18 protein-coding genes are annotated in these 25,525 nt (G+C 54.2%); 4 read left to right on the forward strand and 14 right to left on the reverse strand.

The features are described 5' to 3' along the window. Positions 1 to 109: 109 nt before the first annotated feature. Entirely contained in the window at positions 110 to 493 is a 384-nt protein-coding gene (locus DCC81_RS16925) for a hypothetical protein (RefSeq protein WP_133177692.1), read from the forward strand. A 29-nt stretch (positions 494 to 522) separates the two neighbouring features. Here the strand turns inward: DCC81_RS16925 and DCC81_RS16930 are convergent, their stop codons facing one another. From DCC81_RS16930 to DCC81_RS16970, 11 genes are all read right to left on the reverse strand, one after another. Continuing rightward, complete coding sequence (locus DCC81_RS16930) at positions 523 to 882, reverse strand: hypothetical protein (protein ID WP_108687768.1); 360 nt, start codon at positions 880 to 882, stop codon at positions 523 to 525. 333 nt (positions 883 to 1,215) lie between these two features. Further along, positions 1,216 to 1,398 carry a hypothetical protein gene (locus DCC81_RS25390; protein ID WP_133177693.1) on the reverse strand — a complete coding sequence of 61 codons (183 nt, stop codon included), beginning with the start codon at positions 1,396 to 1,398 and terminating at the stop codon, positions 1,216 to 1,218. 41 nt (positions 1,399 to 1,439) lie between these two features. Further along, positions 1,440 to 1,565: a hypothetical protein gene (locus tag DCC81_RS25970; protein ID WP_262510168.1), complete on the reverse strand. Its 126-nt coding sequence runs from the start codon at positions 1,563 to 1,565 to the stop codon at positions 1,440 to 1,442. A 51-nt stretch (positions 1,566 to 1,616) separates the two neighbouring features. Then, entirely contained in the window at positions 1,617 to 4,040 is a 2,424-nt protein-coding gene (gene galB / locus DCC81_RS16935; protein ID WP_108687769.1) for a beta-galactosidase GalB, read from the reverse strand. 120 nt (positions 4,041 to 4,160) lie between these two features. Next, positions 4,161 to 4,916: a hypothetical protein gene (locus DCC81_RS16940; protein WP_108687770.1), complete on the reverse strand. Its 756-nt coding sequence runs from the start codon at positions 4,914 to 4,916 to the stop codon at positions 4,161 to 4,163. Between the two features lie 25 nt (positions 4,917 to 4,941). After that, positions 4,942 to 6,507: a RagB/SusD family nutrient uptake outer membrane protein gene (locus DCC81_RS16945; protein ID WP_108688294.1), complete on the reverse strand. Its 1,566-nt coding sequence runs from the start codon at positions 6,505 to 6,507 to the stop codon at positions 4,942 to 4,944. Positions 6,508 to 6,518: 11 nt separating this feature from the next. Further along, positions 6,519 to 9,650, reverse strand: a complete 3,132-nt coding sequence (locus tag DCC81_RS16950; protein WP_108687771.1) for a SusC/RagA family TonB-linked outer membrane protein — start codon at positions 9,648 to 9,650, stop codon at positions 6,519 to 6,521. 25 nt (positions 9,651 to 9,675) lie between these two features. After that, entirely contained in the window at positions 9,676 to 12,513 is a 2,838-nt protein-coding gene (locus DCC81_RS16955) for a glycoside hydrolase family 31 protein (protein ID WP_108688295.1), read from the reverse strand. A 209-nt stretch (positions 12,514 to 12,722) separates the two neighbouring features. Continuing rightward, complete coding sequence (locus DCC81_RS16960) at positions 12,723 to 16,928, reverse strand: hybrid sensor histidine kinase/response regulator transcription factor (RefSeq protein WP_240613009.1); 4,206 nt, start codon at positions 16,926 to 16,928, stop codon at positions 12,723 to 12,725. A 113-nt stretch (positions 16,929 to 17,041) separates the two neighbouring features. After that, the gene (locus tag DCC81_RS16965) at positions 17,042 to 17,641 is read right to left on the reverse strand and encodes an outer membrane beta-barrel protein (RefSeq protein WP_108687773.1); all 600 of its coding nucleotides are present in this window, start codon (positions 17,639 to 17,641) and stop codon (positions 17,042 to 17,044) included. A 210-nt stretch (positions 17,642 to 17,851) separates the two neighbouring features. After that, positions 17,852 to 18,382: a hypothetical protein gene (locus tag DCC81_RS16970; RefSeq protein WP_108687774.1), complete on the reverse strand. Its 531-nt coding sequence runs from the start codon at positions 18,380 to 18,382 to the stop codon at positions 17,852 to 17,854. A gap of 169 nt (positions 18,383 to 18,551) precedes the next feature. Here DCC81_RS16970 and DCC81_RS16975 point away from each other — a divergent pair, with 169 nt between their 5' ends. After that, on the forward strand, positions 18,552 to 19,970 hold the full coding sequence (locus DCC81_RS16975) for a sialate O-acetylesterase (protein ID WP_108687775.1): 1,419 nt from the start codon (positions 18,552 to 18,554) through the stop codon (positions 19,968 to 19,970). A 121-nt stretch (positions 19,971 to 20,091) separates the two neighbouring features. Here DCC81_RS16975 and pdxR read toward each other — a convergent pair whose 3' ends face one another. Continuing rightward, entirely contained in the window at positions 20,092 to 21,570 is a 1,479-nt protein-coding gene (gene pdxR, locus DCC81_RS16980) for a MocR-like pyridoxine biosynthesis transcription factor PdxR (protein WP_108687776.1), read from the reverse strand. 85 nt (positions 21,571 to 21,655) lie between these two features. Here pdxR and DCC81_RS16985 point away from each other — a divergent pair, with 85 nt between their 5' ends. Together DCC81_RS16985 and DCC81_RS16990 are read left to right on the forward strand one after the other, a co-directional pair. Then, positions 21,656 to 22,093, forward strand: a complete 438-nt coding sequence (locus DCC81_RS16985; protein ID WP_108687777.1) for a carboxymuconolactone decarboxylase family protein — start codon at positions 21,656 to 21,658, stop codon at positions 22,091 to 22,093. Between the two features lie 15 nt (positions 22,094 to 22,108). Further along, positions 22,109 to 22,546 (forward strand): carboxymuconolactone decarboxylase family protein, encoded by a 438-nt coding sequence (locus tag DCC81_RS16990; RefSeq protein WP_108687778.1) that lies wholly within the window; start codon positions 22,109 to 22,111, stop codon positions 22,544 to 22,546. Between the two features lie 105 nt (positions 22,547 to 22,651). On the opposite strand, the gene xylA is transcribed toward DCC81_RS16990, so the two are convergent. Both xylA and DCC81_RS17000 read right to left on the reverse strand, forming a co-directional pair. After that, positions 22,652 to 23,983, reverse strand: a complete 1,332-nt coding sequence (gene xylA, locus DCC81_RS16995; protein WP_108687779.1) for a xylose isomerase — start codon at positions 23,981 to 23,983, stop codon at positions 22,652 to 22,654. An 11-nt stretch (positions 23,984 to 23,994) separates the two neighbouring features. Then, positions 23,995 to 25,479: a xylulokinase gene (locus tag DCC81_RS17000; protein WP_108687780.1), complete on the reverse strand. Its 1,485-nt coding sequence runs from the start codon at positions 25,477 to 25,479 to the stop codon at positions 23,995 to 23,997. Positions 25,480 to 25,525 lie beyond the last annotated feature (46 nt).

Below are 25,525 nucleotides of genomic sequence, written 5' to 3' on the forward strand. Positions count from 1 at the left end.
AATACGCCCAGTAACGTAACCTTGCCCACAGCTACTCCTGTGGTACTTTGCTGGCAGTATTCAGATCATCGGTTATAAATTCGGAATAGCGCAAGATGGCAATGCGGCATTGGGAGATATAAGGAATACTACGGAGGTAAATGAGATGCTTGTAGACGGTAAAATTAAAACAAGCCAGGGTTATAGCATGTCAATGAGTGTTCCAGTGGGGCCGGGAGTCTCTGGAGGCTTTGGTGCAGGAATTACAAAGGATGCAACATATGATGTAGACAAAAATGGATATATCGAAAAAAAGACAACTGTGGAAGGGAGGGCATCTATAACTCTGGGGCCGGTTCCGATTGCAACAAATGCGACCCGGGAACACAATGATTTAAATGGTGACAATGTGACGAAATTTTCGGTGGGCATAAGCGGAGACGCCGGGGTAATCTTAGGTATTCAAGGTGGCATTAAGCTGGAGTTGACTTATGATCCCAATAAAAAGAAGTAAATCAATTCTCGTCAGGTGTAAATAATATGCTATGACCGCAGGGACTCGAAGTATATCTCCAAAGTATTGTTTGTCTTGGTTTCAATAGCTGCTAGGCTTGTAATTGTTTGGTTATCTTTTGTAAGATAAGTGATTGCGCGAAAACTCACGCTGCGCACGCCAGGCATGAGATTCATTTGAAATAAATCGGCGACTGTAAAATCGGAAGAACGTTCTTTGTATTTGAAAGTGCGACTGGTTTTTTCAATTGACACCAGTTTGAGTCCATGCTGATTAAGAGCCTTAATGACATTCTTTTCTATTCTGGTGCTCGAAAGATATAATGCAAGCAGTATAAGCGGAATAAGCACTGTTAAAAAGAGGATAAAGAAAACGAGGAAAACGATCATTTTTTTTATGTAAAATAAATGAATGGCGTTAGATAATCCAACGTTTCCCTGATACTTGGTATGTTTTTACTCTTTAATCGTTTTTGAAGAGGTAATCGTAGGGCATAATAGTGTTATTAGTACTGGCTGGTTAAACAGGAAAATAACGACTACAGGAGAATTTTTATCAAAAGCCGCTCCCTCAACAGGCAGTGGCTTTCTTGTATTCAAAACCCGGGTAGCTGCAATGGGTTAATGGTCGGTATAACTAAACGTCATTTCAAAAAAAACTGCGTTATATTGTTTGTTAGGGCGGAAATTGAATTGACGGTTCCCCAGGTCCAGCACAAAGTTCTAGCGTGCTATCAGCAAAATGCCCAGCGAACCGTCTCCTGCATGTGCCCATTGCTCATCACCGGGGCGGAATGCCTGGAACGTACCCGGTACCTGCTCAAAACGGAACTGACCCACCTGCACCCAACCCAGGTAACCTGCGTAAGTATTGCTTGCCTGCCCCATGCTCACGGTAGATCCCACGTCATACGGGTCAAGGCCGCTGAGCAGTAGTTTATTCGCTTTTAAAAAGGCCCAAAACCGATCACGTTGTAATGCGCACCGGTATCAAATACAAAGTCGCTCCCCGCGGTGGCGCGGCCTGCCTTGAGGGCCAGGTGTATCATGGGCGTGTTACTCCGGAGGAGCATGGACAGGGCTTTGGTTGTGATTTGTACGTATAATATATGTTACTGTTACAATCAACGCACCTCCAAACTCACACTGGCCGGCGCCATTCCTTCCGCCGTGGCGGTCAGCACGATCTTTCCTGCCTGCGGCCTTGCCTGTACAATGGCCATGCACTTGCCATGGAAAGCCTTGCGCTCACTGGTTTTGAAAGGCTCCAGGCTTACCGGGTTGCCGTTGTCCACCCCTGCCAGGAAACCATTATTGGTGAGGCTAAAATGCACGAGGTTATCCGCATCCGGCACCAGGTTACCATCTTTGTCTTCCACGCGCACCGTTACAAAAGAAAGATCCGTGCCGCTGGCCTGCAGTTTATTACGGTCTGCTACCAGCACCAGCTTAGCCGGGGCACCGGCCGTGCGGATCACTTCCGTGCGCACTACTTTGCCATCCTTGCGCGATACCGCTTTCAGCTCCCCGGGCTGGTAAGCCACTTTCCAGGATACATGCAGCTCGTCTCCTTTTTTGCTGCGCACCCCTGCGGAGTGCCCGTTCACATAGAGTTCCACGGCATCAGCATTGCTGTAGTATGCCCATACATCCACAGAATCGCGGCCTGCCCAGTTCCAGTGGGGCAGCAGGTGCAGCACCGTTTTATTGGTCCATTCACTTTGGTACATGTAGTACACATCCTTGGGAATGCCTGCCAGGTCTATGATGCCGAAGTAAGAGGAGTGCGCGGGCCAGTCGTACGGGGTGGGCTCACCCAGGTAATCAAAACCGGTCCATACAAACATGCCGGACATATAATCATGCCGCTTTATGATCTTCCACGCTTCTTCATGCGTGGCGCCCCAGGGCGCGCTTACGTTATCATAAGCAGAGCAGGTAAGGTCTTCATTCATGTGGCCGGGTGCGCCCTTGTCCAGGGGCCAGCGGCGGATGCTGTCTGCCGGCATATCATAAAAGCCGCGGGTTTCCAGCGCAGAAGTATTCTCCGTGCCAATGTAAGGCTTGCCGGGAAACATCTGCTGGATGGTGTCCAGCATGGACTCGTGATAGTTGGTGCCGGTAAGGTCCAGGGCACCGGAGTTGATCAGCTTATTGCCTTTGTCCACGCCGTTATTGGCCGTGGAAATAGGGCGGGTGGTGTCCATGGCACGCACTAATGCCCGCAGTTCGCGGATAATGCCAGGGCCATTGTCTTCTCCCTGTTCCCACACTTCATTCCCTACGCTCCAGATGATGATGGAAGGATGGTTACGGTCACGGCGCAGCATATCCTGCAGGTCGCGGGCATGCCATTCATCCCAATACAAATGGTAATCGTAAGTGGTCTTGGCGTGTTTCCAGATGTCGAATGATTCATCCATCACGATGAAGCCCATTTTATCACAAAGGTCCAGGAGCTCCGGTGCTGGCGGGTTGTGGCTGGTGCGGATGGCATTGCAGCCCATGTCTTTCAGCAGTTCCAGCTGGCGTTGCAGTGCGCGGTCATTGACAGCCGCACCCAGGCTGCCCAGGTCATGGTGGTTGCATACACCCAGTATTTTGAGTGGCTTGCCATTGAGTGAGAAGCCTTTGTTCACATCAAACTTAAAGTAGCGGATACCGAAAGGTGTTTTGTAGGTATCTGCGTTTTGTCCTGCGGCGGTTACCACGGATTGCGCGGTGTAGCGGTAGGGACGGTCTACGCTCCAGAGCCGGGGTGCTTTCACGGTGAAGGTGGTGCTCACCGTTATGCTATCGCCCGCGGGCACCTGCTGCTGCTGTGTTTTAGCAGCCACCGGTTTGTTGGACTCATCCAGCAGGGTAGTGGTGAGGGATACAGTTTTAGCCTGCTCATCTTCATTGCGAAGAATGGTATGCATTACCACGGTGGCCTGCTGTGTGCTTACTTCCGGTGTGGCAATGTGGGTGCCCCAATGGCCCACATGCACCTTGGGCGCAATGGTGAGCCATACATGGCGGTAAATGCCGGAACCGCTGTACCAGCGGGAGTTTGGCTGCTGGTCGTTATTCACCTTTACGGCCATCACATTGGGCGTAGCCCCGTAATGTAAATAAGGGGTGATCAGGTATTCAAAAGAGCTGTAGCCATAAGGGCGCTTGCCCAGGTAATGTCCATTGATCCATACTTCACTGTTCATGTATACGCCATCAAAATCAATGGCGATGCTTTTATCCTGGTCTGCGGCGGGCAGGGTAAAGGTTTTACGGTACCAGCCAATGCCGCCCGGCAGCGCGCCGCCACCGGTGGTAGCCGGGGCGTCTTTGCTGAAGGCACCTTCTATGCTCCAGTCGTGCGGCAGGTCCAGCTTACGCCAGCCCGCGTCATTGTAGGCAGGGTCTTGTGCATTGTTTTCATTTCCCAGGTGGAATTTCCAGTCCCTGTCAAACAGCACGGTGCCGCGGTGGCCACCGTCTGCTGCGTGCAGGCTGTTCATACCCAGCAGCAGGTCGGCTGCCAGGATGCATCGTTTGAGTAGTGTTGTCATTTGGCAAATGGTTTTCGTGTACAATGTACAATTAAAATAGAAAGCCGGCATTGCAAGACCACCTGTCCCGTTTTACAGGGGGCTGCTGCCGGCTTTCAGTCCACGATGAAAATGTGTGTATTAGTAATTGTATCCCTTGCGTTTAAACAGCCACAGGTCCCTCCAGCCATCGCCCTGCTGTACAATGGTGAGCTCATTGTCGTTCAGCTTCACAATATTGTAGGTAACGCCGTTGCCCTTGGGAATATCCGCCCCGGTGATCTTCAGGCTCATGGCCGTAGTGTCCAGGGAGAAAAGGCCTTTGGTGGTAACGCCGTTGTGGGTGATGGTATAGTTGTAAGCGCCATCGAGGTCAAAGTGCATTTCATCCGCTACGGCATCGCCCAGCTGGGAGGCGGGCACCTGCCACCATTCCGGGGTGGTGGCTGCACCGGAGCCATTGCCAAAGCAGAAGCCCGTGGGCACGTCTGCCGCCCATACCCATGTTCTGCCAGCCACACCATCTGTGAGGAAGTTCCAGGCCGGGTTATGGAAGTAGTTGGGATCATTATTGGTCACGGTGATCTTGGTGGAATCTACCACCGGGCCCCCCTTGGTGTAAGCGTAGAACTTGATGAAGAAATCGCCCGCAAAAGGCAGTACGATGGTGTCTTTCTGCCTGTTGCTCACTCCTACAATGTAGTCCCAGTAAGGAATGACGCCCGGTGTTTTGTTTTCCAGCATCACGCGGTTGTCGTACCCCGCCTGCTGGGTAATGCTGTACTGCAGGTCTTTGGAAGTGTAAGCAGGCCTGGGCATATCTTCCCGGTCCTCCTTCGGATCGCAGGCTGCCAGCCAGCAGAGGGGCAGTATAAAAAGGAAAAAATATTTTTTCATAACGGTAATGATTATACGTAAATGATTAGTTAGACCAGCCCGGGTTCTGTACCAGCGCACCGTTGGATACTGAAATTTCCTGCTGCGGTATCTGGAACAGGCCTTTGGTTTCCGGACGGAAGGTTACCTGGAATTGCGGATCGGTACTGTTGTTATCTATCTCCGCTTTCGTTTTGGTCATGCCTTGTCTCAGCAGGTCCCAGTACCGGATGCCCTCAAGCGCCAGCTCCAGGTTGCGCTCTTTGAAGATGAGCTGCAGGCCGTTCGCATCATTGGTCAGCGTATGTGTGTGGGAGTGGTTGCGGAATGCGCGGTCCCGCACCCGGTCATAATAACCCTGTGCCTTGGCCAGGTCTCCATCCAGGTTCAGTTCTGCACCCATGAGCAGCACATCTGCAAAGCGGATGCAGACAAAGTCATAGTAGTTGTCTATCTGGAAGTCGCCACCAATGGAGGGCTGGTCAGGGCGGTCGTCATACATCATCGCGTACTTTTTCCAGAAATAGCCGGTGTACTGAGGGAAAGGTGTGGGCACGCCCAGCTTTTCATCATTGATGGAAATGATGGTGGCGCCACGGCGGGTATCCCCGGTCTCATAGCTGTTCCACAGTTTAGGCGTTACCGTGCCGGCGCCCCAGCCTTTGTAGTAAGGTGTGTCCACGGCATTGCGGATGCCGATATCCACCTGCATGCGGTTGCCATCATGCTTGTTCCAGTCGCCCAGGCCCTTGTAGGTAAATTTGATGGCAAATACCGTTTCCTTGTTATCCTCTCCCACAAAGGCTTTGCGGCTGCTCTGCCACAGCGTGGGGAAAGAGTCTACCAGGCCATAGCCGCTCTGGTTGATCACGTCATCAATGTAGGTGCGGGTCTGTGCTTTGGTCAGCACGCCTGCCACATCGGGCTGTTGATAATAACCGGTGTAGAACAGGAACACACGGCCCAGCAGGGCTTCTGCGGCCCACTTGGTCACGCGGCCGTATTCACTGGTGGGGATGGCGCTGTAGGATACGGGTTTCAGGTCTGCTGCTGCTGCTTCCAGGTCTTCCACGATGAACTTATATACATCAGCCGGTGCAGCTTGTTTCATCTGCAATTCTGCAGGTGCCAGTGGATGGTCTACCAGCGGTACATTGCCAAACATGCGCACCAGGTCAAAATAGAAGTACGCGCGTAGGAAGCGGGCCTCTGCACGGTAGCGTACTTTCAGCGTACTGTCTGCACCCCAGTCTATATCATTCAGGTGCGCCAGTAAAATGTTGGCGCGGTAAATGCCTGTGTAGTAGCGGGTCCAGGCGCCTTCATTCAGGTTCACATCATTCTCCACGCGGTCCCACCGCTTCCAGGGCAGGTCACTTTCACCGCCGCCGCCAAAGCAGTTATCACTGGCTATCTCAGATACGAGGGTAATATTATCGTAGTCACCATACTGCAGGCCGTCATACGCCGCGGTAAGGGCTTCCATACCGTCTGCCGGTGTTTTGTAAAAGTTCTCAATGGTCTTTTTATCCACCGGACCTTTGTCCAGGAAACTTTTGCTGCAGGAGGCCAAGAGGAAAAGGCCTGCCGCTGCTATGATGAATTTTTTCATGGAATACATTTTTAGAATTTAACATTCAGGCCCACCAGCAATGATTTGGGTTGCGGGTAAGCGCCCAGGTCCACGCCAGATGACCAGCTGTCCGGTCCATAGCCAATTTCAGGGTCCATGCCCTTGTACTGCGTAAAGGTGTACAGGTTGAGGCCAGATATGTACAGGCGGCATTGCTGCATGGGCATGTGGGGAAACAGTGTCTTGAAATCATACCCCAGGTTAATGCTCTTGATGCGGAGGAAAGATGCCTTGTGCACAAAGAGATCGGAAGAGCGGGTCATGTTCAGGTTCTTGTCATCGCCCAGGGTCATGCGGGGCAGGCGGTTAGAGGTGCCTTCACCGGTCCAGCGGCCCAGGATCTCCGTAGTGTAGTTGCTCACGGGGCGGGAGTAATCGCGGATGCCATCATACACATCCTGGCCCTGGTTGCCGTAGAAGAACAGGCTCAGGTCCACGCCTTTGTAGTTCACCCCTGCATTGATGCCGTACGTGAATTTGGGAAAGGGGTTGCCGATCTGTGTTTTATCATTGCTGTCGATGATGCCATCCCCATTGAGGTCTACAAAACGCACATCACCCGGCAGCGCATTGGGCTGTATGAGGCCATTCTTGCCGGTGTAAGCGCTTACTTCTTTTTCATTCTGGAAAATGCCGTTGGTCTTCAGGCCATAGAAATAACCAATGGGGTGGCCCACCTGCGCGCGGTAGTATTCGTCACCACCCACGTAGTTGGTACCGGTCTGCCCCTGGATCACTTTACCTGTGTTGGGGATGTCTATTACCTGGTTACGGTTAATGCCGATGTTGCCATTCACGCGCCAGTGCAGCTGGTGGTCATTGTTTTCATAACCCACCATTACTTCTACCCCGCGGTTGCGCACAGAGCCGCCGTTCACCAGGGGTGCAGAAGTACCGGCTATCACCGGTACGGGCGGTTGTATGATCCAGTCTTTCGTGGTCTTGTTATAAAATTCCACGGTGAAGGTGAAGGCGCGGAACAGTTGTCCGTCAATGCCAATGTTTGCCTGTTCGGATGTTTCCCATTTCAGGTCCGGGTTGGGGATCTGGTTGGGAGAGGTGCCTACATATTTGCTCTCATCACTGCCAAAATAATAGTCCTGGTAGTTGGAAGAAACGGTGGCCAGGTAAGCCCAGTTGAGCAAGGGCAGGTTACCGTTCTGGCCCCATCCGGCACGCACTTTCAGGAAGTCCAGCCCGTGTATGCGTTTGGCAAATTCTTCATTGCTCACCACCCAGCCCGCGGAAACGGAGGGGAAGTAACCAAAGCGGTTGTTAGGCCCGAACATGCTGGAGCCATCCGCGCGGAACACCGCCGTTACCAGGTATTTTTCTGCATAATTGTAACCAATACGGCCAAAGTAAGAGAGCAGCGACATCTGGTTATGACTGCCGTATACCTGCTTGGTGTCTTCATTGGTGCCGTTGTTGATCACCGCATGGTCCTGGTCTGCAATGATGAGGTCTTCCTTATAACCATTCACATAAAAAGTATCTGCCTGCAGTGAGCTCATGCCCGCCAGCACATTGAATCTGTGCTTGCCAAAGCTGTGTTCATACGCCACGGTGTTGTCCCAGTTCCAGGTAGCTACGCGCTGCATGCCCATGGTGGCGCGGGTGTGGTTGTTCACCACGTTGGTAGACAGGTTGTAAGTGGGCAGGTAGTTGTTGTAGTTATAGTAACTGAGGTCAAGGCCAAAGTCGCTGCGGATGGTCAAACCCTTGATGGGCTGGGCCTGCAGGTACACGTTGCCAATGAGGCGGTCTGTCTTTGCCTTGTTATTATTCTGGTAGCGCATGAGGGCAATGGGATTGGTCTCATCCGGGTTCCAGGTGGATTTTGCAAAGTTGCCGGCGGAGTCATACACCGGGAAGAGGGGGCTTGTGTTCACAATGCCACGTATCGTGTTTGCATAGATATTGCCCACACCTACGCCGCTTTTGTTAGACAGGGAATAGGTGAAGTTCTCGCCGAATTTCACAATGTCCTTGTACATGTCATGCTCGGAGTTGAAGCGCACATTCAGGCGGTCGTATACAGACTGGCCTTTGAAGCCGATCACCCCTTCCTGTTTCATGTAAGAAATGGAAGAAGCGTATACAGACTTGTCATTGCCACCGGTTACATTGATGGCGTGGCTTTGAATGGGAGCGTTCTTGTTGTACATGGCTTCCTGCCAGTCCGTACCCTTGCCGGCGCTGTTCACCTGGTCCAGCGTAAAGTAGGGGCCACGGCCGGAGTTGATGCCGGCTTCGTTCATGATCACTTCATATTCATGGGCATCGAGGAGTGGTAGCTTGCGCGATGGATTTTGTACGCCGTAGAAGCCATCATATCCCAGGCTGATGATACCGCGCTTTCCTTTCTTGGTGGTCACGAAGATGATACCGTTTGCCGCGCGGGCGCCGTAAATGGCCGTGGAGGCAGCATCTTTGGCTACGTCCATGCTGGCAATGTCTGCGGCATTGAGGTAGCTGATATCATAGGTGGGCACACCATCCACGATGTAAAGCGGGTTGGCATTCCCAATGGTGCCTGTACCGCGGATGCGCACTTTCATCGGCTCACCTGGTTGTGCGGAGGTAGGCGTTACCTGTATGCCGGGTGTTTGCCCCTGCAGGGCTTCGTCTACCCGCAGGTTGTGCTGCTGGTCTATGGAGGCGCTGGCCACATGGTCAATAGCGCCGGTGTTGAGTTTTTTCCGTTCGGTGCCGTAACCTACTACCAGTACTTCATCCAGGCCGGTAGCCGCTTCCGCCATGCTGATCTGCAAGGTGGTTTGGTTATGTACGGTAATGGTTTGTCGCTGGTATCCCATCAGCGTGATCACAAGTACGTCGTTGTCATTTACACGGATGGTAAAGCGGCCGTCAGCACCGGTTACAGTGCCTCGGTTTGTGCCTTGTACCTGGATGCTTACACCAGGCAGGGGCGCGTTGTCTTTAGCCCCGGTCACAGTGCCGTGCAGCTCATGGGCAGGAGCCATGGCATAGACGGAAGCTGGCTGGGGGCGCGGGCTGGCGGCTATTGCGGGCGTGGCCATCAGGAGCGCCACACAGGGCCACAAAAGCCCTGTTCTGTACAGCCGGCGTGTTGGGTGGGAGTGATAATAATGGTTCATGATCGTGGAATTTGTATTGGAGTATTTATTTGTGTAAGGAAATCGTAGTGGCGTTACCGGTATAGTTCACCAGGGTGCCCGCTTCGTGGGTATCAAAACCAGCCGGGTGCTGTGGGCTGATGGTGATCACGCGGAAGCTACGCTGCTGCAGCATACCGGGAAACTGGCCGCTGCGCGCACCAATGGTGAACATATGGGTTTGTTCGTGGTAAGTGAAGGGAATATTGCTGAAGGCGCCCTTCTCATACCCGTAGTTCACGCCTTCATCTTCGTAGAGCGCAAACTGCGCATCTGCACCGGTATACACATATAGCGTAAGTGTATCTGCCGGTAGCTGGCGGGTATATTCCATGCGTGGCCCCGCGGGTAAAATGCTGCCTGCTTTTACAAACAAAGGCAAGGTGTCTACCGGCGCCGTGGCCTGTATATGCTGGCCCCCGCGCAGGTAGCGGCCGGTGTAGAAGTTATACCAGCCGTTGCCTTTGGGCAGGTACACACTGCGGCTGCGGGCTTTGTAGCCATGTACGGGATTAACCAGAATGGAAGGCCCAAAAAGATATTGATCGGCAATGTGCAGTACGGCAGTGTCGCTGGCAAAGTCCATGGCCAGGCCGCGCATCAGCGTACCATCCTGGTGGTAGGCCGCCCCTGCTATGGAATACAGGTAAGGCATGAGGCGGTAGCGCAGCTGGTTGTAGTACAGCATGGACTGGTAATACACGGTATGCTCCGGTGCAATGTTGTAGATCTCACGGTAAGGGAACTGGCCATGGGAGCGGAAGAGCGGGCAGAAGGCGCCAAACTGGTACCAGCGCGTGTTCAGCTCTCTCCATTCTTCCAGCGCAGCACCTTTGGGTGCGGGGCGGTCGTATTTATCTTCCACATAAAAGCCGCCAATGTCTGTGGTCCAGTAAGGCAGGCCAGACATGGAGAAGTTGATACCGGCGGGGATCTGGCGTGCCAGCTCATCAAAGCAGGCGGCAATGTCGCCACTCCAGGTGGCCGCCGCGTAGCGCTGTATGCCGGCATAAGCAGAACGGGTAAGGATGAACACGCGCTGGTCTGGCGCCGCGGCGCGCTGGCCTTCATACACGGCCCGTGCATTTTCCAGTGCATATGCATTGAAGTAGCGGGTGGAAGAGCCCAGGGCTGTAGGGTTCATGAGCTGCTTACGCTGCGCAATGCTGGTGTTGGAATAAATATCAGGCTCGGAGGCGTCCAGCCACCAGGCGTCCACGCCTTTGCTGAACAGGTGGTCTTTGATCTGCTGCCAGAATAATTTGCGGGCAGCGGGATTGTAGGCATCGTAAAAGGTGGAAACATAACCGGCCCCTATCCAGTCGCGCTGGCGGTTCTCAATATTTTTTTTGTACAACCAGTGGTGTGCATCAAAAGCGTTGTAGTTGGCTATGCCTTCATAGAACTTGGGCCACACGGAGATCATAAAGTGAATGTGCTCCGCATGCAGGGAGTCTATCATGCCTTTTGCATCGGGGAAGCGGGTGCTGTCAAAATCGTGGCTGCCCCATTCATTCTCTTTCCAGTAAGACCAGTCTTCCACGATATTGTCCAGCCCAATGTGGCGGCGGCGGAACTCCTGTGCCGTCTGCATGATCTCTGCCTGGGTTTTGTACCGCTCCCGGCTTTGCCAGAAACCAAAAGCCCAGGAGGGAAGGAGTGTAGCCTTGCCCGTTAGGGTGCGGTAGCCGGCTATAATTTCGTCGGCCGTGGCGCCATAGATAAAATAATAGTCAATGCGGGTGGCCGCTTCGGATGAAAGTTGCATATGGTCTGCCAGCGACGCGGGCGTGGGGGGCAGGTATTTGAGCGAAATATAAGACGCTCCGGAATCCGGGATCCATTCCACTTTCAATGCATAGCGTTTGCCTTTTTGCATGGCGTAGCGGAACAGGGAGGGGCCGGGGTTCCAGCTTTCCCGCCATTTATCCAGCATCAGTTTTCCGTCCACCCAGATCTTCAGGTAACCGGAGCCGCTTATGAAAAATTTCTGCAGGCCGTCTTCTTTGGGAGACACCTGGCCTTCCCAGCGCACGGTAGCGTTGCGCAGGTCGATGCCTTTGGGAAAATCCTGCTGCTGGTCCAGGTAGGCATAATCCAGTGAGGCTTCTCGGCGGATGGTAAAAATGCTATCGTGCTGGCGGTAGGTGGCAGTGAGGGCGCCGGGCTGGCCCTGGCTGTCAAATAATCGCAGGCCGTCCAGCTGCTGGTAGGTACGGTCGTCCCCAAAACGGCTGATAGAGTAGTTGTCCCACAGCAGGCCATAGTGGCGGGTGGAGAGCAGGAAGGGCGTTACCGCGATGGAATTGTACTGGGTAAGGTCCACGTCCTGGTCCTTATAATCCATGAGGCCTGTCTGGTGCTGGCCCAGGCCATAGAAGGCCTCTTCCTTCGGGGAGCGGAACACCTGTTTAATATGATAGAGGTGCTCTCCATCCACCGTGATGGGCTGGAAGGTCTTGCCGCCCCCGGCCTGCTCCTGCAGGATTGGGTGACCCTGGAGATCGGAGAAATTCACTTCCCCGGTAGCTTCATTTACTGTAGCATAAATGGCACGGGTGCGGATCCAGGCCAGGCCATCCTTTTCACCAGACTCCCAGTTGCCTGCGGGTGCACTGAAATTGACCATCAGGCTGGCCGTGGTGTCAAAACTGGTGGCCGGGGTGGCGCTTACGTGAATAATATGGTCATTAACGACTTGCAGTTTTACCTGGCGGGTGGCATTAGGTGTGTTAGGTGCCAGGTGCACCAACATGCCGTCTTCCAGCTTTTCCACCTTCCCGGAGGGGGTGGCATTGGCACAAAATGCGGATAGCAATAGCGGAACAAGGAACTTGAGCTTCATATAAACGTGGCGTGATTTTTCAAAAACGTGGGCGCCCTGCATCGGGGGGCGGGAATGGGCGTAAATGTAGACTGGTGGCGGGAAAGGGAGGGGAGGGGTTTGTTTGTAAATGGGGGTGGATTTGTTAACCAGGGGGCAAAAAAAGGGGGAGGCTGGCCGGCCTCCCCTGGAAAAGTGCCAGGATGATGCGATGGCACGGTCACCGGTGGTCAGGATGGTTCCGGGGTGGTGCCTGCCTGCCGCTTCTGGTACTGCGAGGGCAGCATATGGTAGGCGATCTTGAAATACCTGGAAAAATTCTTCGGGTTATTAAAGCCCACCTCGTATGCCACTTCCGCCACGGTAAGCTGGCTTTCCTTCAGCAACTGGGCCGCCCGCTTCATGCGCAGCGAGCGGATAAATTCCAGCGGTGGCATGCCGGTTACTGCCAGCAATTTTTTGTATACAGACACCCGGCTCATAAACAAAGCCTGGCTCAGTTCTTCCACGGAAAAGCCAGGATCGGACAAATGGGCTTCTATCACCTGCATGGCCGCTTGCCGGAAGCGCTCGTCCTGGGTGGTAATGCTCACGGGCACGGGGTCTACCTCCGGGTGTGGGTGCAAGTGCTTGCTCAAGGCCTGCTGGCGCTGGATAATGTTGCGGATGCGCGACAGCAGCACTTCGTAGTTGAATGGCTTGGTCACGTATTCCGTGGCGCCGCTTTCCAGGGCCTCCAGTTGCATGCCTTCCGCGGCGCGGGCGGTGAGCAATATCACGGGCAGGTGGGCCGTGCGGGGCTGCTTGCGGATGTGGGCGCAAAGTTGCAGGCCATCCATGAGGGGCATGCTTACATCGCTGATCACCAGGTCTGGCTGCAGGTTTTGCAGTTGCTCCCAGGCATCCTGCCCGTTGCCGGCTTCCGCAATGCGGAAATACTGGCGCAGGTTATCCTTCAGGTAAAAACGGAAATCTTCATTGTCTTCCACCAGCAGCAGCAAAGGTTTGTTGCCCGCCGGGCCGGAAGCCTCGCTGGTACTGCCTTCCGGCGCACTGATCACGGCGTGTACCTGCCCGCTCACGGGCGCTGCCTGTGATAGCGTATGGACCGGCAGCCACACGGTAAAGGTGGCGCCCTGGTCCGGCGCGCTCTCCACGGTGATGCGTCCCTGGTGCAGGCGCACAAATTCCCGGGTAATGCTAAGGCCTATACCGCTGCCGGGATTAACCATGGACGCGGGCACATCATGCTGGAAGAAGCGCTCAAAGATGCGCTCCTGCTGCTCCGCGGGAATGCCAATGCCTGTGTCCTTTACCTGCAATTGCAGCAGGTCCGGCTCTCCGCCCTCGCCCGGGACCAGGCTAACGGTAACGGATACACGCCCGCCAGCTGGTGTAAATTTGAAGGCATTGGATAGAAGGTTGAACAATATTTTTTCCAGCTTGTCCGCGTCATACAGCATGGTAAGCGTTTGCAGGTTGCTGTGGAATTGCAGGCCCACCTGCTTTTTCTCAGACAGGTCGGAAAATTGTACAGTAAGTTCCTGTAGGAAGGAGATGATGTCTGCTTCTGCCGGGTGCAGCTTGATGGGCTCCACTTCCAGCTTCCGGAAATCCAGCAACTGGTTCACCAGGTTCAAGAGGCGGCGGGCATTGCGCTGTACCAGCTCCAGTTGCGTTTTTTGTGCCTGCTCCCCGGCGTGGCGCAATAGTTTCTCCACCGGTGATAAAATAAGACTGAGCGGTGTGCGGAACTCGTGGCTGATGTTAGTGAAGAAGCGCAATTTCAGTGCATCCATTTCGTGCATGCGTTGTGCTTCCTGGCGCTCCCGCTCCAGGCGGAATTTGAAACGTTCTTTTTCCAGCAGGTAATAGCGGGCCAGCAGCAGTGCGCCTATCACAGCCAGTGCATACAGCAGGAAGGCCAGGGGTGTGCGCCAGAAAGGCGGCAGTATTTTTATGTGAAGGGTGGCGCCCTGTTCATTCCAGATACCGTCATTATTAGCCGCCATGACCCGGAAGGTATAGTCGCCGGGGTCCAGGTTCGTGTACGTGATCTTCTGCTGCAGGGCGTCTGTGCTCAGCCACTGCGTGTTAAAGCCTTCCAGCTTGTAGCGGTAGCGGTTCTTCTCGGGGTGCAGGAAATTGAGCGCCGCAAAGCTGATGGAAAATACATTTTCCCGGTAACGCAGGGTGATGGACTGCGTTTGCGTCATGGCCTGCGGCAGCAATACCCGCCCGTTAATGATCTCGCCCGCGTGTACGCTGCTGTTAAAGATCTGGAAGTCGGTGAATACCACGCGGGGCGGCTGTTTATTAGCTGCAATATTATCCGGGTAAAAAAGGTTGAAGCCATTGCCCCCGCCAAAGATCAATTCCCCGGCGCGGGTTTTCAGTGCGGCATTCTCGTTAAATTCCTTGCCTTGCAGCCCATCTGCCTCGCCGTAGTTACGGAAAGTGAAGCTGCTGTCGGGCAGCTGTATGCTCAGGGCAGACAGGCCATTGGTGGTGCTCATCCACAGCTGGTGCTGGCCGTCTTCCAGGATATTGAGCACCGCATTATCCGGCAGCCCGTCTTCTTTACGGAACACGCGGAAGCGCTGCTGCTGCGGATCGTAGAGGTTCAGCCCTTCCCGGGTACCAGCCCAGATCCATCCCCGGCTGTCTTCAAAAAGGCAGATGATCAGGTTATCGCTCAGGCTTCCGGGGTTGCTGGTAAATACTTTGAAGCGCCCATCCGGCTGCAGCACTTCCAGACCTTTATCGCCACCTATCCACAGGTTGCCGGCTTTGTCTTCCAGCAGGGTGCTGATATACAGCAGGTGTAACGGGTCATTGTTTACAAGGTGGAAATCTTTGCGCAGGCTGTCTGTCCAGCACAGGCCGTGGCCCAGGGTGCCTATCCACAGCCGCTTTTGCCGGTCTTCATACAGCTCCCAGATGCTGTTGTCCGGCACACGTGGATCATTGGCATAATGGGTAAAATGTTTGCCATCAAAACAATCCAGCCCGCCAAAATAAGAGCCTATCCAGAGCTTTTGTGCGTGGTCCATGCAAAGGCTTACGATCACGTTGCTGCCCGGCGCCTCCGGCATACCGGCGCGGTATTGTGTAAAACGATGCTGCTGCCGGTCAAAGTAAAGCAAACCGCCCCCGTTAGTGCCTATCCAGAGATTGCCTTTGGCATCTTCCACAAAACGGTTCACGTCATCATAAGGAAGGCTTTGCGGGTTGTAAGGCTGGTGCTGGTAGAGGGCAAATTTGGAAAGGTGCTCGTGGTAATAATTCAGCCCCCGCTTGTAAGTGCCTACCCAGATCATGCCGCTGCTGTCGCGGTACAGGGCGTTAATGCTGTTCTGGCTAAGGCTCTTCGGATCTTCAGGGTTATTCTGTACGTAACGTATATGCGTACGCGTTATATCCAGTACGTTGATACCGCCATGGTCGGTGCCAATCCAGATCTGCCCCTGGTCATCTTCCACCACGCCGCGCACAATGTTATTATTCAGCGCTGTGGGCCCGGGGCCGGTCTGGTAAAGGGTTACCTGGCCGGTACTGGTTTGCAGCCGGTACACACCGGCTGGACCGGTGGGGTTGTAGATCCAGCAGTCTCCCGCATGGTCTATGAGCAGGGCACAATGCTGCGCAGTAGCTGCAGATGGCAAAAAGCGGTAGCGTTTTACTACGCGGAAGCGTTGCGGCTCCACATCTTCCAGCACCCCATTGGTGTGCAACACCCAGTAGTGATGACGGGCATCGGTACCCAGGTTGGCAATATCATTTGTAAGCAGATGGATGCTGTCTTTACCGGCGCGCAGGCGGAATACTTTCCCCGTTGCAGGATCGTAAGCCTGCAGGCCTGCCTGGGGTAGCAGGTACCAGTACCAGCCACGGTAGTCACGCACAATGTGGCGTACGGTGCCGGAATCCAGTCCCATGGCTTGTTGCACGGCACCGGCATTGCGCCGGAAGGTTTCCGTGCGCGGATCATATACATCCTGGCCGGAAAAGGTGGTCACCCACAGGCGGCCACCAGGGCCTTGCTCCAGGGTGCTGATAAAACTGCTGCTCAGGGTGCTGCTGTCGCGCGGGGCATGGTGGAATACCTGGAAATGCACACCATCATAGCGGTTAAGGCCAGACACGGTGCCTACCCAGAGAAAGCCCTGGTCATCTTTCAGGATGCAGTTTACCTGGCCGGCGGAAAGTCCCTGGTTGATATCAATGCGGGTGAACTGGTAAGTGGGTAGCTGTGCAAACGCGGCAGGCGAAATGGTTACAAGGCATAAACAGGTAAATACCTGCAGCAGCATGCAATAAAAGCGGTGATAACGGCACCGCCCGTGGTATGTAAGATCGTATTGGCAATTCATAAAAACGCGGAGCACCGGGAATAGTGTCGTGGATACACTTCCTTTCACCGGCATATTACTCATTTCCGGCGGCAATTATATCATGCGCGGCAATTTAATACGGGATTTTCAGAAAATACCACCAGAAAAAGCGCGCCCCCGGGGTAGGAGCGCGCGGCGTAAGAGCGGCTGCATGCTTAGAAAGAAAGTGCGGCGCGCAATGCCATAAAGCCGGCGGGCGTTTTTGCAAACCAGTGCTCGTAGCGCAGGTCCATCGCTACGGATTTGGAAACATGCACGCCAACGGCGGGTGCCAGGGTAAAAGTGGCACCTTTGTTATAGCGGTTGTCGAGCGTGTAGAAAGTGTCATCCTCCCTGTTGTAATGAAGGCCGGGAAATTCATCCTGGAAATGATTGTCCAGGAAGATCACGGCGCCTGCATCCGCCTGCACATAAAAAGGGGCAGGCAGTTCATAACGCAGTCCCAGTTTTACCGGTATGGCATTGATCTTTGGATTTGGGTAGTCCATGTCCATGATAATATCACCTATCCGTACATTGTCATGCCCTTTTGCAGTTTTAAAATGCAGGTAACCAGCGGCCAGTTGCAGGGAGAATCGTGGTGTCAGGGTAAAACTGGCCCGGGCCCCGCCACCATAGCCGGCTTTGTTGATGGTGGCCAGTTCTCCGAAGGAGAGGGCGCCATCCAGGTAAGGGCCGATGGAAAATTTTTTTTGCTGGGCCGTGGTGCTAAGCACGGCAATAGCAAAGGCCAGCAGTAAGAATAGTTGCTTCATCGGGGGAATCTTGATTTTGGGTGAGGGGATGCCTGTAAGACGTTGTTGCCCCGCAAATGTTACAAATGCCCGGATAATTTGCGGAGCCTCTGGCGGTATTCCTCACCGCTTCCCGGGTTATCATCCTTCCGGCGGCCCCCACCTCGCCCAGCAACACAAAAAAGCGCCCCGCTGGTGCAAGGCGCTTTCCCCATAATAAAATGTACATGATCAAAAATTAATGCCCGCCTTCAGTCCCCAGAAGCCGGAAGAGCCATTGCGCGACCACAGCTCGTATTTTACTTCCGCATCTATCATCAGGATGCGGATGCCGATGCCGGGTGCAAAGATACCCGCGGCCCCGTCGCGGTATTTGTTGTTGGTGAAATTAGCCACCCCGCCTTCCACTTTGGCGTAGAGCAGGGGGAAGAAGTGGTACTTTACCCCCACGCGGATGGGAATGGCGCTCACATTAGGGTAAGAATAGCTGCTGGTGCCATTCACCGGGTCCGTTTGCATATAGGTTTTACCATTAAAATGCATATAACCTACAGAACCGGTAACACCCAAACCCGCAATGAGCTTGATGTCTGCATTAAGGCCCGCGCCCCAGCCCACTTCATGGGTGTCATGGAAATCGCCAGTGGGCGCGCCTGTTTCTATGTAAGGACCAATGCTGAAGCGCTTTACCTGGGCGGAGGAGCTGCCGAACACCAGGCAGGAAAGCAGCAGGGCGGCAGTGAGAATGCGTAATGTTTGCATGATGATTGGATTTTCAGGGAATGATTATTACGCTAAACAGCGTGTAAGGCAAATTGTTGCAAAATTCTTACCATAAACGGTAGAATTTTGACTTAAACACCTTCTTTGCTTTGTGTTCCGCCATTTTTTTCCAATTTTTACAAGGCTAGTATCTCCTAAAATCCACGTAATGTTCAAGAAACTATTATGCTTATTGCTCCTGGCCTCCGCATTGCGCGCCAGCGCTACCCTGCGCCTTCCGGCCATCCTGGGCAGCAACATGGTCTTACAGCAGCATGCCACCGTAAAACTGAAAGGGTGGTGCAATGCCGGCGAAAAGATCGAGATCACCACTTCCTGGGACAACCGTACCCAAACGGTGAATGGTACCGGTGATGCCACTTTTGAGCTGCCCGTGCAAACGCCCGCTGCCGGCGGCCCGTACACGATCACCTTTAAGGGCAGCAGCACCATCGTGCTGGAAAATGTGCTGATCGGGGAAGTATGGGTAGGCTCCGGACAGTCTAACATGGAGATGAACCAGAACTGGGGCCATATGCCACAGATCACCGAGGAAATGGCCACGGCCCACACCCATCCCCAGTTACGCTTTTTCACCGTAGCCCGCCACAGCAGCGCCTACCCCCAGGAAGATGTGGAAGGCCATTGGGTAGTGTGCGATAGCAACAACCTGAAATCCTTTAGCGCCGCCGCTTATTTCTTTGGTAAGCGCCTGCAGGGTGCACTGGATGTGCCTGTAGGCCTCATCAGTACAAACTGGGGCGGCACGCCTGCGGAGACCTGGACGCCCGACAGCACCATGAAAGCCAATCCCGATTTTATGGAAAGCGCCGCCAAAATAAAGCCCAATCCCTGGTGGCCCGGTGCCCCAGCCCGTTTGTACAACGGTATGATAGCACCCCTCACTTTCCTGCCAGTAGCCGGCGTGATCTGGTACCAGGGTGAAAGCAACGTAGACCGCTATGCCGGGTACGAAAAGCTGTTTACCAACATGATCACTTCCTGGCGCACAGGCTGGCAGCAACCGGACCTGCCTTTTTATTTTGTACAGATAGCACCGTTCCGCTATGGTACCAGTAACCAGGGTATGCTCCTGCGCGAGGCACAGGCTAAAAGCACAAGCCTGCCCCACACCGGCATCGTGATCACCAGTGACATTGCCGGCGATACCAACGACATCCATCCGAAGCAAAAACGGCAGGTGGGCGACCGCCTGGCCGGCCTGGCCCTCACCGAGGTATACGGCAAACGCCCGGCTGGCGGGGTTTACAGCCCGTTGTATAAAAGCATGCGCGTAGAAAAGGACAAAGCCATCATCAGCTTTGACCATGCAGAAGAGGGCCTGCAGATCAAGGGTAAAACACCTTTGAACCTCCTGGTAGCCGGTGAAGACAAGATCTTTTATCCCGCCACTGCAAAGGTGGTAGGCAACGAACTAGAGGTGTCCGCCAAACAAGTGAAGACACCCGTAGCCGTGCGCTATGATTTCAGCAACACCGCAGTAGGCAACATCTTCACGAAAGGAGCGCTCCCCGTGGCGCCCTTCAGAACAGATGATTGGGAGATGGAACAGGTAGCGGTGAAATAGGGAAACGTACAATGTACAACGTACAGCGTACAACGATCATTGGCGCGACATGTAAAGTACGTTGTACACTGTACGTTGTACGGATAAAAGGGGCCATGCAATATCCGGATGCATGGCCCCTCTACTTTCCCTCTACTGATTTGCGCAGGATGCCCACTACGGCGCGGATCTCTTCATCATTCAGGGCTGCGTAGCCGATGCGCAGGGCGTTCTGGTCCTTTACGCCATACTTGTACGAAGAGCCGTCGCTCATGCGGAGACCCATTTCACCAGCGCGGCGTGCCAGGGTGACAAGTGGAATGGAGGGGTCGAACTGTGCCCACACGGCCATGCCCCCTTGCGGCGATGTGAATTGCACGGCGCTGCCCAGTTGTTTGGAAAGCGTATCACACAGCACATCGCGGCGGTGCTCATAAAGCTTGGATGATTTTTTCAGGTGCCTTTGTATGGTGCCGTTCTCAAACAGCTTTGCCAGGGATGCTTCCATCAGCGTATCGCCGCGGAGGTCTATCATGCGGCGCAGGTAAGTACATTGCGCAATGAAATCCGGCGGCGCCACCATGTAGCCGCTGCGGAAGGGGAGTGCCAGTGATTTATTGATGGAGCCGATGTAGATCACCTGGCCCTGGTGAGGCGCGCTGGCCAGGGGCAGCAGCGGGCCACCGCTGTAGTGGAATTCATAATCGTAATCATCTTCTATCACCGGCAGTTTGTACTGGCGGATCAGCGTCAGGAGTTTCATTCTTCGCTCAGCGCTCAGCGTCACCGTGGTGGGCTGGTGGTGATGGGGAATGATGTACAGCAGGCGGATGTCCTGCTTTTCGAGAATGGAGGCAATACGGTCCACATCAATACCTTCTGCATCCACCGGTACACGCACCAGGTGGGCGCCCAGTTGCTGGAAACAAAGATCTGCCAGGTGATAATTGGGCGCTGCTACAATTACTTTGTCGCCGGGTTTTAGCAGCAGGGAGGCGGCGAGGTGGATGCCCATTTGCCCGCCCCGCGTAATAAGGATGTTCTGCGAATGGATGTTCAACCCGCGGCTGTTATTTAAATGGGTGGTCAGCGCTTCGCGCAATGCCCATGCACCTTCCGATGCGCCGGAGATAAGACCATAGCGGTTTTCCGGGATGCGCATCAATTCCCGGCTGGCTTTCAGCAATTCATCCATGGGTGCCAGGCGTGGATCGGGGAAGCCATCGTCTATAGTATATTTCGGGGTCTGCTTTACGTAAAGGGGCAATGCTATATGCATGGCTTCATAATAAGGGAAGCTGGCATTTTCCGCATAAGCACCGGTACGCGCAGCGGCCTTGAAGCTGCGGGGCTTTATTTCCGGCAGGTTTTCCGCAATGAAAATGCCTTTGCGCTCCACGGTGTAGATCCAGTCCTGTTGCTGCAGTTCATCATACGCGGCTATCACCGTTTTCCGGTGCAGGTTTAGCAGGGTAGCCATTTCCCGGCTGGCTGGCAGGGGCATGCCCGGCTTCAGGGCGCCTTCCAGGATAAGGGCTATGAGGCGGTTGGCCAGTTGCTGGTACACTGGCGTACCGGCGCTGCGGTCCAGGTGCACGAGAGTATCAAATGGTAATAACATAGCTGGACTACTTGTTTTAGATTTGCTGGACTACAAAGATAGTCCAAGCCGGCAATAACTTTGTACCGCTCAAAAAACAAAAGTTATGTCCGAAAGATTAAATGTAGGAGCCGTACAACCCGCCGCTTACCAGGCCATGGCGGCACTGGAAAAATACCTGTCTACTACCGGGATAGATCCCCTGCACAAGGAACTGATCAAGATCCGCGCATCCCAGATCAATGGGTGCGCCTATTGTGTGAATGCGCACACACAGGATGCCCGCAGGCTGGGCGAAACAGAACAACGCATTAACCTCATAGCCGTGTGGAGGGAATCGCCCCAGTTCACCGAGGCAGAGCGCACCATCCTGGCCCTCACCGAGGAAGTGACGCTGATCAGCAAGCAGGGCGTAAGTGATGATACCTACAACAAAGCCATGGCCGTTTTTGGGGAAGCAACAACGGCGCAACTGCTGATGGCCATCGTGACCATCAATGCCTGGAACCGTATTGGTGTGAGCACCCGTATGAAACCGGAATAGATAAAAATTACAGCTATGTCTCAACGAATGGATCTCGCGAAAGTACAGCCGGGCATTTTTGATGCCATGTATAAGCTGAAAGGTTACCTGGCCATTACCAGCATTCCCCCATCGCTGCAGGAACTGGTGTTCATACGCGCATCCCAACTGAATCAATGTGGTTTCTGCCTGGACATGCATGCGGTGCGCGCCCTGGAGATGGGAGTGCCTGCCCGTAGCCTGGTGCTGGTAAATACCTGGCACGAGGCGCATGCCCACTTCACAGCAGCAGAACGCGCAGCCCTTGCCTTTACAGACGAGGTGACGCATATCAGCGAAGGGGGCGTGAGCGATGCTGCTTATGCCGCGGTAGTGAATGCGTTTGGAGAAAGTGGTGCTGCGGAACTATTGATGGCGATTATCACGATCAATAACTGGAACCGGTTGATGGTGGCTGTCCGGAGGGACTTTTAAAAATAAGTCCCGGCCCACATTTCGTGCACCGGGACTTTTGGTATTCCAGGATTGGATTTTACAGTTAGGAACCCGTATTACTGCGTCCTGGAAATAAATTGAAAATTAAATGAAACGGTTGATCAGGTTTTCAATGTATTCCTGGCGGCCGCTGGTCACGGCAGGCTCACCGCTGGCAGCTGCAATGTTGCGCAGGTCCTGCAGGCTTAATTTGCCGGCTTCAAATTCCTGGCCTTTGCCGCTGTTGTAAGACGCATAACGGTCTGCACGCAGTTTTTTATAATCGGAATGCTGCAGGATGTTATCTGCCGCAATGAGGCTGCGGGCAAAGGTGTCCGCGCCACCAATGTGGGCATAGAACAGGTCTGCCGGATCCGTAGAGTTGCGGCGGATCTTCGCATCGAAGTTAATGCCACCGCCCTGGAAGCCACCACCTTCAAGGATGATGAGCATGGCTTCGGTGATCTCATTCAGGTTGGTTGGGAACTGGTCCGTGTCCCAGCCGTTCTGGTAGTCGCCACGGTTTGCATCCATGGAGCCCAGCAAACCCGCATCCACGGCCACTTGCAGCTCGTGCTGGAAAGTGTGGCCGGCCAGGGTGGCGTGGTTCACTTCCAGGTTCAGTTTAAAGTCGCCCAGCAGGTCGTACTGGCGGAGGAAGCTGATCACGGTGGCCGCATCGTAATCATATTGATGTTTGGTGGGCTCGCAGGGTTTAGGCTCAATGAAGAAAGTGCCCTTGAAACCCTGGCTGCGCGCATAATCCTTTGCCATATGCAGGAAGCGGGCCAGGTGCTCCTGTTCGCGCTTCATGTTGGTATTGAGCAGGGTCATATAACCTTCACGGCCACCCCAGAACACGTAGTTCTCACCACCCAGTGCAATAGTAGCATCCAGCGCGGCTTTTACCTGGGCGCCGGCGTGTGCCAGCACCGCAAAGTCAGGGTTGGTAGCCGCGCCGTTCATGTAGCGGCGGTGGCTGAAGAGGTTTGCGGTGCCCCAAAGCAGTTTTACACCGCTGGCAGCTTGTTTCTGTTTGGCATATTCCGTGAGGGCCTGCAGGCGTTTTTCATTGTCTGCCACGTCATTGCTATAGTCCACTACGTCTACATCGTGGAAGCAGTAGTAAGGGAAACCGATCTTTGTAAAGAACTCGAAAGCCGCATCCATCTTGTCCTTGGCGCGTTCTACCGCGTCTGATTTTTCATCCCAGGGAAAGATATGGGTAGGGCCGCCAAAGGGATCGCCGCCATTGCCGCAGAAGGAGTGCCAGTAAGCCACCGCAAAGCGGAAATGTTCTTTCATGGTTTTGCCGGCAATCACACGGTGCTCGTCGTACCAGCGGTAAGCCAGCGGGTTGTCAGACTGCGGGCCTTCGTATTTTATTTGTCCGATGCCTTTGAAAAATTCTTTGTTGCCAAGCACAATGTTTGCCATGATTACAAAATTTATAGTGTGGAATGTAGTTGTTTGTTAAGTAAAGAAAGCCAGTCCTGGTAAGCATCTTCCAGCGCTGTGCTATGTTGGGGTGCAATGGTCTTCAGCGGTGCTATGTGCTCAAACGCATCTTCCGCGCTGAATACCTGTAGCCCTATCCCTGCACCCAGCGCCGCACCGGTGCTGCCATCATTCTGGTAAAGCTCCACCGGTACCCCGGTGATGTTTACAAAAGTTTGGGAGAACAGCTCACTGAGAAACAGATTGGCCTGCCCGGCCCTGATCACTGCGGGGCTCATACCGTTGCTACGCATAATATCCAGCCCGTAGCGGAAGGAAAAGGCAATGCCTTCCTGCGCTGCGCGCAATACGTGTGCACGGGTGTGCAGGTTCAGGTCTATATTCAGCAACTGGGTGCCAATGAGTTTGTTTTGCAGCATCCGCTCCGCGCCATTACCAAACGGCAGGATGCGCAAACCCGCGCTGCCGGCGGGAGCTGTGCCTGCTTCCGCATTCATTTGCGGGTAGCTGAGCGCTTTGCCAAACACATCGCGCACCCACCGGTTCAGGATGCCGGTGCCGTTGATGCAAAGCAGTACACCCAGCCGTTGTGCGGCATTGCTATGATTTACATGCGCAAAGGTGTTAATGCGGGAAGAAGGATCATATACCAGCTGGTCACTCACGCCGTAGATCACGCCGGAGGTGCCCGCGGTAGCGGCTACTTCACCGGGTTGCAGCACGTTGAGGGAAAGCGCATTATTAGGTTGGTCGCCTGCTTTGTAGGTCACCAGGGTGCCGGGGCGCAATTGCAGGGCGGCAGCCACCTGCGGGCCCACCTGCCCGTGCACGGCAAACACCGGCAGCACCTGCGGTAGGAGCGATGCATCAAAACCAAAATAGTTCAATACATCTTTAGAGAGCTCCTGTTTTTTAAAGTCCCAGAAAATGCCTTCAGAAAGCGCGGCAATGCTGGTGGTGATCTCTCCGGTGAGGCGCATGGCAATGAAGTCGCCGGGCAGCATGATCGTATACGCCTTAGCATAGGTAGCCGGCTCGTGGGCCTTTACCCAGGCCAGTTTGGCGGCAGTAAAGTTGCCGGGGGAGTTGAGCAGTTCCTGCAGGCATTTTTCCGTGCCGATGGCCCGGAACGCCTGTTCCCCCAGTTCCACCGCGCGGCTGTCGCACCAGATAATGGCGGGGCGCAGTACTTCCTGCTGTTCATTCACCATCACCAGGCCATGCATCTGGTAAGCAATGCCAATGGCCGCAATATCCTGCGGGTTGTATGCACCGGTAGCATGGGCACGGAGGATGGCCTGCTGCACATGCAGCCACCACTGGTCCGGGGCCTGCTCCGCCCAGCCGGGCTGGGGCGCGTCTATGGGTGTTTCTGCATCAGGATACTGCGCCGTGGCCAGTACCTTGCGGGTGGCGGCATCTGCCACAGATACCTTAACAGAGGAGGTGCCTACATCTATACCTAAAAGCAACATAACGGGAATGGAATTGGTTTATGCCAACGTTGGCATAAAAATAGGA

Source organism: Chitinophaga parva (assembly GCF_003071345.1).
Taxonomy (GTDB): Bacteria; Bacteroidota; Bacteroidia; order Chitinophagales; family Chitinophagaceae; genus Chitinophaga; species Chitinophaga parva.

What these genes read in the sequence shown, in the direction of transcription:
- DCC81_RS16930 (WP_108687768.1), bottom strand. Translation starts at nt 882, where the DNA reads ATGATCGTTTTCCTCGTTTTCTTTATCCTCTTTTTAACAGTGCTTATT.
- DCC81_RS25970 (WP_262510168.1), bottom strand. Translation starts at nt 1,565, where the DNA reads ATGCTCCTCCGGAGTAACACGCCCATGATACACCTGGCCCTCAAGGCA.
- galB (WP_108687769.1), bottom strand. Translation starts at nt 4,040, where the DNA reads ATGACAACACTACTCAAACGATGCATCCTGGCAGCCGACCTGCTGCTG.
- DCC81_RS16940 (WP_108687770.1), bottom strand. Translation starts at nt 4,916, where the DNA reads ATGAAAAAATATTTTTTCCTTTTTATACTGCCCCTCTGCTGGCTGGCA.
- DCC81_RS16945 (WP_108688294.1), bottom strand. Translation starts at nt 6,507, where the DNA reads ATGAAAAAATTCATCATAGCAGCGGCAGGCCTTTTCCTCTTGGCCTCC.
- DCC81_RS16950 (WP_108687771.1), bottom strand. Translation starts at nt 9,650, where the DNA reads ATGAACCATTATTATCACTCCCACCCAACACGCCGGCTGTACAGAACA.
- DCC81_RS16955 (WP_108688295.1), bottom strand. Translation starts at nt 12,513, where the DNA reads ATGAAGCTCAAGTTCCTTGTTCCGCTATTGCTATCCGCATTTTGTGCC.
- DCC81_RS16960 (WP_240613009.1), bottom strand. Translation starts at nt 16,928, where the DNA reads ATGAGTAATATGCCGGTGAAAGGAAGTGTATCCACGACACTATTCCCG.
- DCC81_RS16965 (WP_108687773.1), bottom strand. Translation starts at nt 17,641, where the DNA reads ATGAAGCAACTATTCTTACTGCTGGCCTTTGCTATTGCCGTGCTTAGC.
- DCC81_RS16970 (WP_108687774.1), bottom strand. Translation starts at nt 18,382, where the DNA reads ATGCAAACATTACGCATTCTCACTGCCGCCCTGCTGCTTTCCTGCCTG.
- DCC81_RS16975 (WP_108687775.1), top strand. Translation starts at nt 18,552, where the DNA reads ATGTTCAAGAAACTATTATGCTTATTGCTCCTGGCCTCCGCATTGCGC.
- pdxR (WP_108687776.1), bottom strand. Translation starts at nt 21,570, where the DNA reads ATGTTATTACCATTTGATACTCTCGTGCACCTGGACCGCAGCGCCGGT.
- DCC81_RS16985 (WP_108687777.1), top strand. Translation starts at nt 21,656, where the DNA reads ATGTCCGAAAGATTAAATGTAGGAGCCGTACAACCCGCCGCTTACCAG.
- DCC81_RS16990 (WP_108687778.1), top strand. Translation starts at nt 22,109, where the DNA reads ATGTCTCAACGAATGGATCTCGCGAAAGTACAGCCGGGCATTTTTGAT.
- xylA (WP_108687779.1), bottom strand. Translation starts at nt 23,983, where the DNA reads ATGGCAAACATTGTGCTTGGCAACAAAGAATTTTTCAAAGGCATCGGA.
- DCC81_RS17000 (WP_108687780.1), bottom strand. Translation starts at nt 25,479, where the DNA reads ATGTTGCTTTTAGGTATAGATGTAGGCACCTCCTCTGTTAAGGTATCT.